This is a genomic window from Geobacter anodireducens (genome assembly GCA_001628815.1).
Lineage (GTDB): Bacteria > Desulfobacterota > Desulfuromonadia > Geobacterales > Geobacteraceae > Geobacter > Geobacter anodireducens.
Map to the genome: position 1 here is coordinate 3,276,425 of CP014963.1, position 15,242 is coordinate 3,291,666.

Below are 15,242 nucleotides of genomic sequence, written 5' to 3' on the forward strand. Positions count from 1 at the left end.
ATGGACATGTCCCAGTACCGGGACCTCTTCGTTGCCGAGGCCCGGGAACACCTGGAGCGCCTGGGCGAGGGGGTGCTGGCCCTGGAAAAGGACCCGGCCAACGGCGAACGCCTCGACTCGCTCTTCCGCACCGCCCATTCCATCAAAGGCATGGCGGGCTCCATGGGATATGACGGCATAGCCGACCTTTCCCACTGCATGGAAGATCTGATGGACCGCGTCCGCAGGGGTCGGATTCCCTTCGGACGGAACATCGCCGATCTGCTGCTGGCCGGCGCGGACCTGCTGGGACGAATGGTGGAAGACGTGGCCGGCGGCGGGAACGGCGCCCTCGGCGCGACAGACCTCTGCACCAGACTCGCCCGGGTTGCGGGGCAGGCGGTCGATCCGGCCGCCGCAGAGGCACCCTCCTCCGTGCAGCCATCCGACCAGCAGCCGGAGCCGGCACGCCGCGACGAAAGCGACGGGACGCGAACCGTCCGTATCCGGTCAGAGCTTCTCGATCGATTTGTCAGCATCACCGGCGAACTGGTCACCGGCAAGAACCGGATCATGGAACTGGCGGCCGGCCTCGACTCCGAACCGTTGCGGGATGCGGCAACTGAACTGTCGAAACTGGTCCGGGACCTGCAACACGAGGTCATGTCGGCCAGAATGATGCCCTTTGGCACCATCTGCGACCGTTTTCCCCGCATGGTGCGGGACCTGGCCCGCCGCAGCGGGAAAGAGGCGACGCTGGTCATTGACGGCAAGGACCAGGAACTGGACCGCGGCATCCTGGAAATTCTCCCCGACCCTCTGCTCCATGCCTTGCGCAATGCCGTCGATCATGGCATCGAGTCGCCAGAGGAACGGACGGCGGCCGGCAAGGGGACGGAGGGACGGATCGTCCTGTCGGTTCGCAGGGGAAAAGGCTATCTGGACGTGACGGTGACGGACGACGGACGGGGCATGGACCCGGCCGCCCTGGCCGACGCTGCCCTGGCCAAGGGAATCATTACCCCCGGGGAGGCGGCGGAGCTCAGCCGGCCGGAAGCATTGATGCTCGTCTGCCGGCCGGGCTTTTCAACGGCCAGGAGCGTCACCGAGGTATCCGGCAGAGGGGTGGGGATGGATGCCGTGCAGGCCGCCGTGAGTCGGGCGGGTGGCAGCCTGTTCATCCAGTCCGAGCGGGGCCGGGGCAGCAGGATCACCCTTCGGCTTCCCCTGAGCGTGGCGATCATCCAGGTACTCCTGGTTGGCTGCGGCCCGCTGACCGTGGCGGTCCCGGTCAACGCCGTGCGCCGGACCATCGAGCTGGACCGGCGGCTCCAGCGCATCGAAGATGGGAGGGCTGTTTTCGATCTGGCGGGGAAACCCTGCCGCTGGTTGACCTGGGCCTGCTCGTGGGGACCGGGCCGACGGCCGGCGGGGAGCTCTCGCCCGTTCTGGCGGCCGACGTGGCCGGACGCACGGTGGGATTCTCAGTGGACCGTTTTTTCGGACAGGCAGAGGTATTCGCCAAGCCGCTCGGCACGCCGCTCAGCCGTGCCAGAGGGCTTGCGGGAGGAGCTATACTGGGGGACGGTCGGGTCATCTTCATCCTCGACCTCCCCTATCTTGTCGACGGGGCCACCAGCCGGCGCCGCGTCTCCATGCACCCTGACGGTGCGCACAAAGGGGGAACGACCGCATGAAATTCGATGCATTGACCGAAGAGCACCTGGACGCTCTCAAGGAAGTCAGCAACATCGGCGTGGCTCACGCTGCCACTGCCCTTTCCCAGCTCATCGGCAAGGGGATCACTCTCCAGGTGCCCAAGGTCCACCTCTTGAAGATCACCGAGGTTCCCGAGGCGTTCGGCGGAGCCGAGCGGATCGTTGTCGGAATCTATCTCCAGATGCTCGGCGACGCCCGGGGCAACATCCTCATCGTCCTGCCCCGGGAGAGCGCCCTCAAGCTCCTTTCCCGGCTTCTCCCCCGCGAAAAGAGCGAAGGGTCCCTCCTCACCGAACTGGAAATATCGGCGCTCAAGGAAGTGGGGAATATCCTGGCCTCGGCCTATCTCAACGCCCTGGGCGCTCTCATGCGCAAGACCCTGATTCCTTCGGTACCGGTCCTTTCCTTCGACATGGCAGGTGCGGTCATCGACTACGTGCTCATCGAACTGGGCGAAGTGGGCGACCTGGCTCTCATGGTGGAAACCGAATTCTTCGGCGAAGAAGAGAAAATCGGCGGCCAGTTCTTCCTACTCCCCGACCCCGAATCTCTCAGGATCATCCTCGATGCCATCGGGGTAAAACTTTGAGCCGGATCGTCAGCGTCGGCATATCGGAATTCAAGATTGCCTCGGCCCCGACGATCCTCATGACCTACGGCCTCGGCTCCTGCGTCGGCATTGCGCTCCACGATCCAGTTGCGCTCACCGGCGGGCTCGCCCACACCCTCCTTCCCGCTCCGGTCCGTGGGATGGACACCATGGTCAAATCAGCAAAATTCAGTTGTTGGGCGGTTGACCTGATGGTTGATGAGCTCATTAAATGCGGTTGCGTCACTGAGCGTCTTGTGGCAAAATTGGCGGGCGGCGCGACCATGTTCGAACCACAGCACCGCACCACCCACAGCGGCATTGGCGAGCGTAACGTGACCGCGGCCAGGGAGGCCCTCGACCGGCGCGGCATCCCTCTGGTGGCATCGGACACCGGCGACGATTACGGCCGGAGCCTGGAATTCGACACGGTCACTGGAATCATCACGGTACGGGCGCTGCAGCGCCCCATCAAGCGCATGTGATCGCACGGCCGAGCGCCGGCAGGCAACGGGGAGGTGACATGAAGGGGCTCAGACTCCTGGCGGCGATCCTGGCGGTCGCCCTGCTTCCATTGACGGCCATGGCCGCGCCAGGCACGGTGAATGTCGGGCTTCAGGACGTGATCGATACCGTGGAAAAAACCTTCAGGCCCGACCGTGCCACGGGACAGCCTCCCCTCGTGTCGGTGACGGCCGATTTTTTCCAGCGCTCGACCCTGGCGGCCCAGAACCGCGAGATGAGGGCCGACGGCCAGATGTTCTTCAGGCCCGCCACGAGCCGGGAGCCGCTCATGTTCCGGTTCGACTACTTCCGCCCCCTGAGACACGAGATCGTCAGCAATGGCCGGACCCTCTGGACCTATCTCCCCGAAAACCGGCAGGTCATCGTGAGCGATGTTTCGCCGGTCTTCAACCCCTACACCTTCGATCCGGAGCGCAATCAGGCATCCAACTTCCTCCAGGGGCTCGGCCGGATATCCAAGGATTTCCTCATCGTCTTCTCTCCCCAGGGGAGGGACATCGGGGGCAATTACGTGCTGGAACTGACGCCACGCCGGGCAACGGCAACCATCGCCAGGCTCTCCATGGCGGTCAGCGGCGAGGCGGTGGCAAACTATGTGCGCAGCGGCAGGAGAATTGCCGACAGCATTGCCTCCCTCGGCCGCCAGGAGTGGACGTTTCCCATCCTCTCCACCACCATGGTGGACCACCAGGGAAACACCACGATCATCGAATTCAGCAACGCCCGGACGAACATCCTCCTGAGCGAGTCGCTCTTCACCTTCGCCATACCGCCGGGAGTCCAGGTGGTCCGACCGCCCCGGGGGCGTTGACCCCTAATCTGACTCCGGCGAGGGCGGTGTGACATATGCCGCCCTCGTCCCTTTTTGATCGCTTCATCCTTTGAACAGAACGAGGACCAGGACATGACTCTGCCGCGCATACTATTACTGCTTGCCGTTACCCTGCTTCTGGGGACGGGCGTCGCCACGGCGGCACCGTCAGCCCCCCTGGCCGACGTAGTGGCCACCCTTGAACAGGGATACGCATCCCTCAGGGACCTGCAGGCCTCCTTTGCCCAGCGGACCGAAATGGCGGCGGTCAAGCGGGCCCAGACCGGCTCCGGCGAACTGTTCATCCGCAAGGGGGCCGGCGACCGGGCGCTCTTTCGCTTCAACTACGCCAAGCCGTCCCAGCAGATCGTCTCCGACGGCAAGACAGTCTGGTACTATCTGCCCGAGAACCGGCAGGTCATGACCATGGATGCCTCTGCCCTGTTTGCGGGCGGCGGCGGGGTCGCCCTTTCCTACCTGACCGGCATCGGCCAGATATCGCGCGACTTCACCGTGACCTTTGCGGGCAATGGACGCGACGCCAAAGGAAACCACGTCCTAGACCTGGTGCCCAAAAAGCAGGGCCAGGCCTTTGCCCGGCTCCAGCTCACCGTTTCGGCCAGGGCAGTCGAGGAGTACCAACGGGCGGGCAAAGCCACGGTGCCCTTTCCCATCGTTTCATCCGTTGTGGTTGACCAGATGGGGAGCCGCACGTCCTTCGAATTCTCGAAAATACGGGTGAACCGTGGGTTGGCCGGTTCTCTCTTTACATTCAAGGCTCCTGCTGGCGTTGAGGTAATCCAGGCACCGGGGGTCAAATAACATTATCCAGGGAGGAAACCATGCCCTCATTCGACATCGTTTCGAAGGTGGAAATGCAGGAGATCGACAACGCGGTGAACCAGACCGTAAAAGAGATTTCACAGCGCTACGACTTCAAGGGAAGCAAGTGCGAGATCACGCTGGAAAAGGACGCCATCAAGCTGCTGGCCGACGATGACTACAAGCTCAAGGCGGTGGTCGACATTCTCCAATCCAAGTGCATCAAGCGGGGGATATCACTCAAGTCGCTCCAGTACGGCAATGTGGAGCCGGCGTCCGGCGGCATGGTGCGGCAGGCGGTCGATATCCAGCAGGGTATCTCCAAGGAGAAGGGAAAGGACATCATTGCCGTTGTCAAGGAGTCCAAGCTCAAGGTCCAGGCGCAGATCCAGGATGACCAGGTGCGGGTGACCGGCAAGAACCGCGACGACCTCCAGGAGGTCATCCGGCTGCTCAAGGGCAAGGATGTGGGGGTGGAGCTCCAGTTCGTCAATTTCAGGGATTAACAAGGGGATTCAGTGAGTAACGCAAAAGAAAAAGTCAGCATGGTCAGCCTCGGCTGCCCCAAGAACCTGGTGGACGCAGAGGTGATGCTCGGCCGCCTGGCAAAGGACCGCTACGAAATCACCACCGACGAGCGCGAGGCGGACATCATCATCGTCAACACCTGTTCCTTCATCAAAGAGGCGAAACAGGAGAGCATCGACACGATTCTCGACCTGGCCGACCGGAAACAGGACGGCCGCTGCCGGCTCCTCATCGTGACCGGCTGCCTCCCCCAGCGCTACCAGGAAGAGCTGGCCAGGGAGCTGCCCGAGGTGGACATCTTCGTGGGCACCGGCGACTATCCCCGCATCGCGGAGATCATCGAGGAGAAGAGCTCGCGGCCGGAGCAGTTGCGTTACATCGGCGACCCCAACTTCGTGTTCGACGAAAGCCTCACGCGCCTCAACTCGTCCCCGGCCTACACCGCCTACCTGAAGATCGCCGAGGGGTGCTCCAACTGCTGCTCCTACTGCGTGATCCCGTCGCTGCGGGGGGCATTCCGCTCCCGCCCCCTGGAGAGCGTGCTGGCCGAAGCCCGTTCACTGGTGGCCGGCGGAGCCCGGGAGATCAACCTGATCGCCCAGGACATCACCACCTACGGCCGTGACCTTCCCGGCGCCCCCTCCCTGGAGACCCTCATCCGCGAGCTGGCAGCCATTGACGGCCTCGCCTGGATCAGGCTCCTTTACGCCTATCCCGACGGCATTACCGACGGCCTGATCCAGGTCATCAAAAACGAACCAAAGGTCTGCAAGTACCTGGACCTGCCCATCCAGCACATCAGCGACCCGATCCTCAAGCGGATGAACCGCCGCAGCACCGAGCCCCAGATCCGGGAGCTCGTGGCCAGGCTGCGGGAAGAGATCCCGGAGATCGCGCTCCGCACCTCCCTTATCGTCGGATTCCCCGGCGAAACGGAAGAGGATTTCCGCACGCTCCTCCATTTCGTTGAAGAGGCTCAGTTCGACCGCCTCGGCGTGTTCTGCTATTCACGCGAAGAGGGAACCCCGGCCGCGGAGATGCCCGACCAGGTCTCCGAGCGGGTCAAGCGCGAGCGCTACAAGAAGCTCATGAAGGCCCAGGCGCGGGTATCCTTCAAGCGGAACCGCCGGCTCATCGACACGGAAGAACAGGTCATTGTGGAAGGATACAGCGAGGAAACCGAGCTCCTCCTGAAGGGACGCTCCTCCCGCCAGGCGCCCGACATCGACGGACAGGTCTACATCACCGCTGGCAACGCCAACGTGGGGGACATCGTGCGTCTTCGGATCACCGATTCCTCCGACTACGACCTCATCGGCGAGATCATCTCCTGACCCTGCCTCCCGCGGACCGGCGGATGAGTTCCGACCGGTCCGCGTCCTTCAACCTTCACGCGGCATTTTCCCCGTATACTCACTGTCAACGGCCTCCTCGGCATCCAGGCCCGCTTTTTGCTTGACTTCAAAAAAGTTTTCGGTATGATTTCGTGGCTCTTGAGGCCGGAAAATCAGCAGAGGGAGATAGTAAATGACTGGAAAATCTGAGGAAATGAAGGCTCTACTCGTCAAGCTCAAGGACGAGACCCTTCAGGAGATACACAAGGCGATGCGCAGCGGCTCCGAGAATGCAGGGGGCGAGCCCACGGGCGACATCTACGACCAGGCGTCCAGCGAGCGCGACAGGGAACTGGGGCTGCTCCTGACCGACCGGGAGCGGGACAAACTGCGCAAAATCGACGAAGCCCTCTTGAAGATCAATGACGGAGAATACGGCATCTGCGAGGAGTGCGAGGAAGAGATTCCCCTGGGACGCCTCAAGGTCATGCCTTTTGCCCGCTACTGCGTCAAGTGCCAATCGGACATCGAAAAGATCCAGGCCCAGACCCGCCGTTTCGAGGAAGAGCGGGCCTACCGCGAGATCGCCTTCGGCGAAGAAGAAGAGGCCTGACAGCCTCTTGAGAGGGCAGAAGACAAAGGGCGCTGCCGGCAATGCCGGCAGCGCCCTTTTTTGTCGTCTCTGACCTGAATGAAAGTCAAAATACCGTCGCCGCCGTCACTCGGCAGCGGCCAGCAGGCTTTTCCCCGTCATCTCCGGCGGCTGCGGAATCCCCAGCAACTCAAGCATGGTCGGCGCAATGTCGGCCAGGGTACCGGGCCGCAGCCGCGCCCCCTTCCGGGAGTCGTCCACCAGGATGAGCGGTACCCGTTCGTTGGTATGGGCGGTGTGGGGGCCGCCGTTCTCGTCCACCATCATCTCGGCGTTGCGTGGTCGGCAGTTACGATCAGCGCACCCCCCTTCTCCAGCACCGTTGCCGCCACGCGGCCCACGCACTCGTCAACCGTCTCGATGGCGCGCACCGCGGCATCGAGGATACCAGTGTGCCCTACCATGTCGGCATTGGCGAAATTGACCACCACCACATCGTCCACTTCCTCGTTGATCCGCTTCAGCAGCGCGTCGGTCACGAGCGGGGCGCTCATTTCCGGCTTCTGGTCGTAGGTGGCCACCTCCTTGGGAGAGGGGATCAGGATCCGCTCCTCGCCGGGAAACGGCTCTTCCACGCCGCCGTTGAAGAAGAACGTGACATGGGCATACTTCTCGGTTTCGGCGATCCGCAGTTGCCGTAGCCCGGCCCGGCTCACCACCTGGCCCAGGATGTTGGCGAGGCTTTCGGGGGGGTAGGCCACGGGGAGTGGAAAGGTGGCATCGTACTCGGTGAGGCAGACATAGGAGGCGAGGCGGGGCCACGGTGAACGTTCGAAACCGGCGAAGGCGGGGTCCGTGAGTGACCGGGTGATCTCCCGAGCCCGGTCAGCGCGGAAGTTGAAGCAGATGAAGCCGTCCCCGTCGGCGAGAAGCCCCACGGGCTTGCCGTTAGGGGCGATGACGGCAGGGTCCATGAACTCGTCCGTGACACCGGCGCCGTAGCTCGCCTCGATGGCCGCAGCCGAGTCCGGACGATGCGCCCCCTCACCCTTGACAATGGCGTTGTAGGCCCGCTCCACCCGCTCCCAGCGATTATCCCGGTCCATGGCCCAGTAGCGCCCCATGACCGTGGCGACCCTACCGAAGCCGATCCGGCCGATCTCCGCCTCCAGCTCGGCCAGGTAGCCCGCACCGCTGCTGGGCGGGGTGTCGCGGCCGTCCAGGAAGGCATGAACGAACACCTCCTTCACCCCCTGGCGCCGGGCCAGCTCGATGAGGGCATAGAGGTGCGTGTTATGGGAGTGGACCCCCCCGTCGGAGAGGAGCCCGCCCAGGTGCAGTCTGCCGCCGGCGGCCCTGACGCGGGCCATGCAGTCCAGGAGCACAGGATTGGTGAAGAAGTCGCCGTCGCCGATCGCCTTGGTGATGCGAGTCAGGTCCTGGTAGACCACGCGGCCGGCGCCGATGTTCAGATGGCCCACTTCCGAGTTCCCCATTTGGCCGTCGGGAAGCCCCACGGCCATGCCCGAGGTCTCCATTTCCACCGAGGGATACTCGGCCATGAGGCGGTCCATGACCGGGGTTCGGCCGATGGCTACGGCATTATTGGAAGGGTCGGGATTGATCCCCCACCCATCGAGGATCATGAGCACGAGCGGTCTGGGCATTGCTCCTCCGTGACAGGATTAGTGATGATAGGGTTCGTTGCCGATGATGGTGAAGGCCCGGTAGATCTGCTCCAGCAGCACCACCCGGACCATCTGGTGGGTAAAGGTCATCCGCGACAGGGCGATGACCCGGTCGGCCCGGCGCCTGAACCCGTCGGTGAAGCCATAGGCCCCGCCGATGGCGAAGGCCAGCTCGGGTACCGCCGTGTCCCGGCAGCGGGAGATGTAGGCGGCGAATTCCGGCGAAGTGAGCTGATCGCCCCGCTCATCCAGGAGGATCAGGCGGGAGGTGCGGGGAACGAGCTTGTCGAGCCGTTCGCACTCCCGGGCGCGCATGGCCTCGGCCGCGGCACCTTTCTCATCCCGCGCCTCGCCGATCTCCAGGGGGGCATAGCGCCTCACCCGGCCGGCATATTCGTCAATGCCGCACCGGATCCACTCCTCCTGGGTCTTGCCGACCCAGAGCACGCGCAGTTTCACGGTGCTCCGGCCCCGGCCGGCGCGAAGAGGGCGAGGATCACTCCCCTCCCCCTTCCTTCCCTTCCCACAGGTACTCCTCGGGAATCGCCACCTGCCCGGCGGCGGACCAGAGGCCGTCCAGATCGTAGTAGGAGCGCAGTTCCTCCCGGAAGATGTGAACGATCACGTCGCCGTAGTCGATCACGATCCAGTTCCCTTCCCGCAGCCCCTCCATATCGAGGACCTTGCCGTACTTCTTGAGCCCCTTCTTGACCGAATCGGCAATGGCCTGGGCCTGCTTGTCCGAACGGCCCGTGGCAAGCACCAGATAGTCGGCAATGGACGATATCCGGCCGATCTCGAGTACCTTCACATCAAGTGCCTTCTTGTCGAGGGCGAAACGGGCGCACTGGAGCGCGCGCTCGAGGGGGGTGAGCGTGGGTTTATCCGTCATGGGCATAGATCCTTTGTTCGTTGATGTAGCGCTCCACCGCCTCCGGGACCAGGTACCTGATCGACCTGCCGAGGCGGGCGAGTCCGCGGATGGAACGGGACGAGATGTCGAGGGGGACGCCGGCCAGCCAGTAGACCGAGTATCCCGAGCGATGGGCGAGCCGTTTTTCCGCGGGATAATAGCAGAATTGCGCTGTTATGGCAACCGGCAGTGCCGCGAGCAGGTCCGCCGCTTCGGCTCCGGGGCGGGCCGCCACCACCAGGTTGCAGGAGGCGAAGATCGCCTCGTAGTCGTACCAGGAGCCAATGTCGAGGAACGAGTCGCTGCCGATGATGAAAAAGAATTCGTCCCCCGGATGCTCCTTCTTGAGGGCCCGGATCGTGTCGATGGAATAGGACGCGCCCGGTCGGCGCCCCTCCATGTCCGACACGGCAAAGGCGGGGTTGTCCGCCGTGGCGAGCCGCACCATGGCACAGCGCGTCTCGAAGGGGACTTCCCCCTCCATGGCCTTGTGGGGCGGGGACGCTGCCGGGATGAACAGGACCCGGTCCAGGGCAAAGGTGTCCCGCACCTCCTCCGCGATGCGGAGGTGAGCCAGGTGCACCGGGTTGAACGTGCCGCCGAGAATGCCCGTTTTCATCCCGTGCCGGCCTCCGGGTCCCTGCCCCCGCTCACTGCCTTACCTGTCCGTCGCCGTAGACGATGAACTTGGTCGTTGTCAGATCCTCCAGCCCCATGGGGCCGAAGGAATGGAGCTTGGTGGTGGAGATACCGATCTCGGCGCCGAGCCCCAACTGGTTGCCGTCGGCAAAGCGGGTGGAGGCATTGACCAGCACCGTGCTGGAGTTCACCTCCCGGATGAAGCGCTGGGCATTGTGATAGTCGCAGGTGACAATGGCCTCGGTGTGGAGCGAGCCGTAACGGTTGATGTGGGCCACGGCCTCGTCCAGGTCGTCCACCACCCGGACCGCCAGGATCAGCTCCAGGTACTCGGCATGCCAGTCGTCCTCGGTGGCCTTTTGGGCCTGGGGTGCGAACTGACGCACGCAGTCGTCGCCACGCAGTTCCACCTTCAGCTCGGTGAGGGATTCGGCAATGCGGGGAATAAAGGTCTCCGCGATGTCCTTGTGCACCAGGAGCGTTTCCAGGGCATTGCAGACCCCGGGCCGCTGGACCTTGCCGTTGACGATGATCTTTTCCGCCATGTCGAAATCGGCATCCGCATCCACGAAGACGTGGCAGACACCCTTGTAGTGCTTGATGACCGGGATGCGCGAATTCTCGACCACGAAGCGGATCAGGCTTTCGCCTCCCCGCGGAATGATCAGGTCGATGAACTCCTCCTGCTTGAGCATTTCCAGGACCCCTTCCCGCTCGGGGAAGGGAACGACCGACAGGGCCGCGCCGGGGATGCCCGCCCGGTTCAGCTCTTCCCCGAGAATGCGGGCGATGGCCAGGTTGGAGTGGATCGCCTCGGAGCCGCCCCGCAGGATGACGCTGTTGCCGCTCTTGAGGCAGAGGGCCGCGGCATCGGCGGTGACGTTGGGGCGCGCCTCGTAGATGATCCCGATGACCCCCAGGGGAATCCGCATCTTGCCCACGCGGAGGCCATTGGGGCGGGTCCACATCCGCGTCACCTCCCCCACCGGGTCGGGGAGGGCCGCCACTTCGCGCAGGCCGTCGGCCATGGCCTTGATCCGGGCCTCGTTGAGCATGAGCCGGTCGAGCATGGCGGCCGAGAGCCCCTTGGCCTCGCCCGCTTCCAGGTCCTTCCGGTTTTCCTCCATGAGCTGGACGGTGTTCCTGACCAGGGACCCGGCCATGGCCAGGAGGAGCCCGTTCTTGGCGGGGGCGGAAAGCTTCGCCATGGCGATTGCGGCCTGGCGGGCGTCGGCGGCGATGTTCCGTATCTTTTCGGCGATCGACATGTCAAACCCCTCTCTTGCGGATTCAGATGTGGATACCACCAATTCCACTTTGTCACATGTGGTTTCTGCTGTGTGTAAAGGGGACCGTCGGTGGAGCTATGACAACGCGAAACTACAGCACAACGAGATTGTCCCGGTGGATGATCTCGTCCCCGTACTTGTAACCGAGGATTGCCTCGATCTCGCCGCTGCGATGGCCGAGGATACGGATGATCTCGTCATGGGAATAGTCCACGAGCCCCCGGGCGATCTCGGTACCGTCGCTGCCGCAGACCCGGACACAGGCGCCCCGGTCGAACTTCCCCTCGACCCGCACCACCCCCGACGGCAACAGGCTTTTCCCCTGACGGGCAAGAACCGTGCGGGCGCCGTCGTCCACGATGATCCTCCCCGATGGCCGCAGGGTGTGGGCGATCCAGTGCTTGCGCCGGTTGAGGCTTTCCTTGCCGGGGAGGAACAGGGTCCCCACCTCGCGGCCGGCAAAAGCCTCCGCCAGCAGGGACGGCTTCCTGCCGTTGAGCATGAGCGTCGGCACCCCGAACTGGCCGGCCTTCTTGGCCGCGGCCAGCTTGGTCACCATCCCGCCCGTGCCGACGGTGGAGCCGCTGCCGCCGGCGGCCCGCTCCATCTCCCGGGTGATCTGCCGGACCAGGGGAATGAGCCGCGCGTCGGGAGTGGTGCGGGGATCGGCCTCGTAGAAGCCGTCGATGTCGGTCAGGATCACCAGCAGATTGGCCTCGGCCAGGTTGGTGACCAGGGCGGAGAGGCTGTCGTTGTCGCCGAACTTGATCTCGTCGAAGACCACGGTGTCGTTTTCGTTGATGATCGGGATCACCCCGAAGGAGAGCAGGGTGTCGAGGGTAGCCCGGGCGTTGAGAAACCGTCCCCGGTGGGCCAGGTCGTCGCGGGTCAGGAGGATCTGGGCCACCTTGTGCCCGAAGGGGTCGAAGGCCTCCTCGTAGGCGTGCATGAGGCGCGACTGGCCGATGGCCGCCGCCGCCTGCTTCTGGGGGATGCTCCGGGGCCTGCCGTCGATGCCGAGCTCTTTCCGCCCCGCGGCCACGGCGCCCGAGGAGACGATGATCACCTGGCGGCCGCTGGCGCGCAACTCGGCCACCTGGGCGGCGATGCTGCCCATGAGGGGCTTGTTGAGCCCGTTGTCGCCGCAGGTGAGGACCCCGCTGCCGATCTTGATGACGATCCGCTTGACCTTGGCAAGGATTCCGCTACGCATGGCGCCGTTCTACCACTCCTCCCCGTCCCTGCCCCAGAGGGAGCGGGCGATTTCGTCGAGCAGAGGGGGAATCCCCTCGCCGGTGGCGGCGGAGAGGGGAAAGACCGCAAGGCCCCGCTCCCGGAACCAGGGGAGCACCGCGGGCAGATTCTCTCTCACCGCAGGGAGATCCATCTTGTTGACCACCACGATCTGGCGCTTGTCGGCCAGCTCGGGACTGAAGAGGGCCAACTCCCGGTTAAGGGCCTCGTACTCGCGGACGGGGTCCCGGTCGGGCATCCACGAGAGGTCGAGCACGTGGAGCAGCACCGTGGTCCGCTCAACGTGCTTGAGGAAGCGGTGGCCGAGCCCCGCCCCTTCGGAGGCCCCTTCGATGATCCCCGGGATGTCGGCGATGACAAAGGAACGGTAGTTCTTGTAGGGAACCACCCCCAGGTTCGGCTTAAGGGTGGTGAACGGGTAATCGGCGATCTTGGGCCGGGCTGCTGAAACGCGGGTTATGAATGAGGATTTCCCCACGTTGGGGAACCCCAGGAGTCCCACATCGGCCAGGAGTTTCAGCTCCAGCCGCAGCCAGCGCTCTTCCTCGGGCTCGCCCGGCTGGGCAAACTTCGGCGCCCGGTTGGTGGACGTGGCGAACCGTGCGTTCCCCTGGCCGCCCCGGCCCCCCTTGAGCAGGACGATTTCCTCGCCGGCCGCCACCAGGTCGGCCAGGATCTCGCCGGTCTCCGCATCCTTGATGATGGTACCCGGCGGAACAGGAATGACCAGGTCCTCACCGCCAGCGCCATGGCGGTCCTTGCCCATGCCGTTTTTGCCCGAGCCGGCCTTCAGGTGAGGCCGGTAGCGCAGATCCAGCAGGGTGGACAGGTTCGGGTCGACCCGGAAGATGACGTCGCCGCCCCGACCGCCGTCGCCGCCGTTGGGGCCGCCGAAGGGAATGAACTTTTCCCGGCGGAAGGAGACGCAGCCGGCGCCGCCATGGCCCGACTGAACGTGTATTTTTACCTCATCGATAAACTGCATGGCTTCCCGTGAAATGCGTGAAATGAAACAGAGACTATAGCAGAATTCGTCAGATGTCGGGCAAAAAAAATCGGCAGCACCCACTGCCGGGGGAAAGAAACGGGGCAGTGGCTCCCCGGGTGATGTGCGGCTATTACTCGATGTGGCAGGCAAGCCAAAAAGCGCTGGGGCAATCCTCCACCGCCAGATGCATGGGGCGGGGGGTGAGCATGCTCTGACAGGCGAGACAACTCACGGTGGACCTTCAGAGATTCCAATGGTACACTTTCCGGGCAGTCCGTAACGTGCGCCTTCAGCGCCTCGGCACCTGCACCCGGACGTTGCGGGCGAAGAACCTCAGCACCAATGGAGAGAAAATCGGCCAGATCAAGGTCAAGGTCACCGCTCCGGCCGCGGATCGCAGTGGCCACCGCCGGCATCCCCCGTAACAGCCTCCGCCGGCTACGCCATCATCCCGCTCACCATCACCGGCGTGACCTACAACAAAACAAGATCAAGATCATCCGGAGTGACGGCAACCCTACCATCTACACCACCTCCGACGCAAACGTCGTCCTGCCCCCACAAGTTCCGGGGTTAGCCGACGAAGAAGCCCTTCGCCGCCAAGGCCTACCTCTCCTGGCGCGCAGGACGAGAACATACCGTGCTGTTTCCCTAACCTGATGTGAACAGTGTGCCTGCAATGCAATACGCCCGGGGATCCCCTTCCCGGGTTTTTTTTGGAATTACGTGGCGAGCGCTGAAACCGATGCCTGCCCCTGAGGGATGGAATTGCACTTGTTGCAAGGGGCTCAACGGGAATGCGTGGCAGGGATGTAGCAAGGGGGGCAGGTATAAACAAAAAGCCCGGAGCGCAAGCCCCGGGCTTTTATTGCCGGTTTTTTCTCCAGCCTGAATCAGTTGGCGGGATAGACGGAAACCTTCTTCCGGTCGCGCCCCAGCCGCTCGAACTTCACCACGCCGTCGATCAGTGCGAAGAGAGTGTAGTCCTTGCCGCAACCGACATTGGTGCCGGGATGGATCTGGGTGCCGCGCTGACGGTAGATGATATTGCCCGCCTTGACGGTTTCGCCGCCGAACTTCTTGCAGCCGAGTCGTTTTGATTCCGAATCGCGTCCGTTCCGTGTGGAGCCGACGCCTTTCTTGTGTGCCATGGTGCTCTGACCTCCCGCGTGGACCGGGTGACGGGCACAGCCCGACAGGTGGTCGGACCGCTTCGTCACGCGTCACGCTGCTACGCGTTGATCTTCTCGATTTTGAGAACGGTTCGGGGCTGACGATGCCCGTACATTTTACGGAAATTTTTGCGCCGCTTCGACTTGAAGACCAGGATCTTCTTGTCCTTGCCCTGATCGACGATCCTGCCGACGACAGAGGCGCTGGGCACTAACGGTGTTCCGATCGCTACCGTTTCGCCGCCAACCATGAGGACGTCCTTGAGCTCGACGGTGTCACCCACCGCTCCCTCAAGCTTTTCGACTTTCAGAAAGTCGCCTTCGGAAACTTTGTATTGCTTCCCTCCGGTTCTGATTACCGCGTACATGTACCTTCACCACCTTTATACAATTTTTGAAA

At 63.6% G+C, this 15,242-nt stretch carries 15 protein-coding genes and 2 pseudogenes; 8 read left to right on the forward strand and 9 right to left on the reverse strand.

Annotated features, from left to right (window positions below; translation table 11 throughout):
* The 8 genes and pseudogenes from A2G06_15070 (at position 1) to A2G06_15105 (ending at position 6,920) form a co-directional block, all read left to right on the forward strand.
* Positions 1–1,676: pseudogene (locus A2G06_15070) on the forward strand (chemotaxis protein CheA).
* Entirely contained in the window at positions 1,673–2,287 is a 615-nt protein-coding gene (locus A2G06_15075) for a CheY-P-specific phosphatase CheC (GenBank protein ANA41343.1), read from the forward strand. Before A2G06_15070 ends, A2G06_15075 begins: the two are co-directional and overlap by 4 nt.
* Positions 2,284–2,772, forward strand: coding sequence for a chemoreceptor glutamine deamidase CheD (locus A2G06_15080; GenBank protein ANA41344.1), 489 nt, complete (start codon positions 2,284–2,286; stop codon positions 2,770–2,772). Before A2G06_15075 ends, A2G06_15080 begins: the two co-directional genes overlap by 4 nt.
* 38 nt (positions 2,773–2,810) lie before the next feature.
* A complete protein-coding gene (locus tag A2G06_15085; GenBank protein ANA41345.1) occupies positions 2,811–3,623 on the forward strand; it encodes a hypothetical protein in 813 nt (270 codons plus the stop codon).
* A gap of 93 nt (positions 3,624–3,716) precedes the next feature.
* A complete protein-coding gene (locus A2G06_15090; GenBank protein ANA41346.1) occupies positions 3,717–4,445 on the forward strand; it encodes a cell envelope biogenesis protein LolA in 729 nt (242 codons plus the stop codon).
* A 20-nt stretch (positions 4,446–4,465) separates the two neighbouring features.
* Positions 4,466–4,951 carry a YajQ family cyclic di-GMP-binding protein gene (locus A2G06_15095; GenBank protein ID ANA41347.1) on the forward strand — a complete coding sequence of 162 codons (486 nt, stop codon included), beginning with the start codon at positions 4,466–4,468 and terminating at the stop codon, positions 4,949–4,951.
* A 39-nt stretch (positions 4,952–4,990) separates the two neighbouring features.
* On the forward strand, positions 4,991–6,307 hold the full coding sequence (locus A2G06_15100; GenBank protein ID ANA41348.1) for a ribosomal protein S12 methylthiotransferase RimO: 1,317 nt from the start codon (positions 4,991–4,993) through the stop codon (positions 6,305–6,307).
* Positions 6,308–6,500: 193 nt separating this feature from the next.
* On the forward strand, positions 6,501–6,920 hold the full coding sequence (locus tag A2G06_15105) for a molecular chaperone DnaK (protein ID ANA41349.1): 420 nt from the start codon (positions 6,501–6,503) through the stop codon (positions 6,918–6,920).
* Positions 6,921–7,025: 105 nt separating this feature from the next.
* Here A2G06_15105 and A2G06_15110 read toward each other — a convergent pair.
* From A2G06_15110 to A2G06_15150, 9 genes and pseudogenes are all read right to left on the reverse strand, one after another.
* A pseudogene (locus A2G06_15110) lies at positions 7,026–8,566 on the reverse strand (2,3-bisphosphoglycerate-independent phosphoglycerate mutase).
* A gap of 18 nt (positions 8,567–8,584) precedes the next feature.
* A complete protein-coding gene (locus A2G06_15115; protein ID ANA41350.1) occupies positions 8,585–9,046 on the reverse strand; it encodes a ribosomal RNA large subunit methyltransferase H in 462 nt (153 codons plus the stop codon).
* A 37-nt stretch (positions 9,047–9,083) separates the two neighbouring features.
* A complete protein-coding gene (locus A2G06_15120) occupies positions 9,084–9,479 on the reverse strand; it encodes a ribosome silencing factor RsfS (GenBank protein ID ANA41351.1) in 396 nt (131 codons plus the stop codon).
* Positions 9,469–10,119 carry a nicotinate-nicotinamide nucleotide adenylyltransferase gene (locus A2G06_15125; protein ID ANA41352.1) on the reverse strand — a complete coding sequence of 217 codons (651 nt, stop codon included), beginning with the start codon at positions 10,117–10,119 and terminating at the stop codon, positions 9,469–9,471. Before A2G06_15125 ends, A2G06_15120 begins: the two co-directional genes overlap by 11 nt.
* A gap of 31 nt (positions 10,120–10,150) precedes the next feature.
* Positions 10,151–11,407, reverse strand: a complete 1,257-nt coding sequence (gene proA, locus A2G06_15130; GenBank protein ID ANA41353.1) for a gamma-glutamyl-phosphate reductase — start codon at positions 11,405–11,407, stop codon at positions 10,151–10,153.
* Between the two features lie 112 nt (positions 11,408–11,519).
* Positions 11,520–12,641 (reverse strand): glutamate 5-kinase, encoded by a 1,122-nt coding sequence (locus A2G06_15135; GenBank protein ID ANA41354.1) that lies wholly within the window; start codon positions 12,639–12,641, stop codon positions 11,520–11,522.
* A gap of 9 nt (positions 12,642–12,650) precedes the next feature.
* Positions 12,651–13,667 carry a GTPase ObgE gene (locus tag A2G06_15140; protein ANA41355.1) on the reverse strand — a complete coding sequence of 339 codons (1,017 nt, stop codon included), beginning with the start codon at positions 13,665–13,667 and terminating at the stop codon, positions 12,651–12,653.
* A gap of 896 nt (positions 13,668–14,563) precedes the next feature.
* Positions 14,564–14,821 carry a 50S ribosomal protein L27 gene (locus A2G06_15145; protein ID ANA41356.1) on the reverse strand — a complete coding sequence of 86 codons (258 nt, stop codon included), beginning with the start codon at positions 14,819–14,821 and terminating at the stop codon, positions 14,564–14,566.
* An 80-nt stretch (positions 14,822–14,901) separates the two neighbouring features.
* Positions 14,902–15,210, reverse strand: a complete 309-nt coding sequence (locus A2G06_15150) for a 50S ribosomal protein L21 (GenBank protein ANA41357.1) — start codon at positions 15,208–15,210, stop codon at positions 14,902–14,904.
* Positions 15,211–15,242: the final 32 nt, after the last annotated feature.

What these genes read in the sequence shown, in the direction of transcription:
- A2G06_15075 (ANA41343.1), top strand. Translation starts at nt 1,673, where the DNA reads ATGAAATTCGATGCATTGACCGAAGAGCACCTGGACGCTCTCAAGGAA.
- A2G06_15085 (ANA41345.1), top strand. Translation starts at nt 2,811, where the DNA reads ATGAAGGGGCTCAGACTCCTGGCGGCGATCCTGGCGGTCGCCCTGCTT.
- A2G06_15090 (ANA41346.1), top strand. Translation starts at nt 3,717, where the DNA reads ATGACTCTGCCGCGCATACTATTACTGCTTGCCGTTACCCTGCTTCTG.
- A2G06_15095 (ANA41347.1), top strand. Translation starts at nt 4,466, where the DNA reads ATGCCCTCATTCGACATCGTTTCGAAGGTGGAAATGCAGGAGATCGAC.
- A2G06_15100 (ANA41348.1), top strand. Translation starts at nt 4,991, where the DNA reads ATGGTCAGCCTCGGCTGCCCCAAGAACCTGGTGGACGCAGAGGTGATG.
- A2G06_15105 (ANA41349.1), top strand. Translation starts at nt 6,501, where the DNA reads ATGACTGGAAAATCTGAGGAAATGAAGGCTCTACTCGTCAAGCTCAAG.
- A2G06_15120 (ANA41351.1), bottom strand. Translation starts at nt 9,479, where the DNA reads ATGACGGATAAACCCACGCTCACCCCCCTCGAGCGCGCGCTCCAGTGC.
- A2G06_15125 (ANA41352.1), bottom strand. Translation starts at nt 10,119, where the DNA reads ATGAAAACGGGCATTCTCGGCGGCACGTTCAACCCGGTGCACCTGGCT.
- proA (ANA41353.1), bottom strand. Translation starts at nt 11,407, where the DNA reads ATGTCGATCGCCGAAAAGATACGGAACATCGCCGCCGACGCCCGCCAG.
- A2G06_15135 (ANA41354.1), bottom strand. Translation starts at nt 12,641, where the DNA reads ATGCGTAGCGGAATCCTTGCCAAGGTCAAGCGGATCGTCATCAAGATC.
- A2G06_15140 (ANA41355.1), bottom strand. Translation starts at nt 13,667, where the DNA reads ATGCAGTTTATCGATGAGGTAAAAATACACGTTCAGTCGGGCCATGGC.
- A2G06_15145 (ANA41356.1), bottom strand. Translation starts at nt 14,821, where the DNA reads ATGGCACACAAGAAAGGCGTCGGCTCCACACGGAACGGACGCGATTCG.
- A2G06_15150 (ANA41357.1), bottom strand. Translation starts at nt 15,210, where the DNA reads ATGTACGCGGTAATCAGAACCGGAGGGAAGCAATACAAAGTTTCCGAA.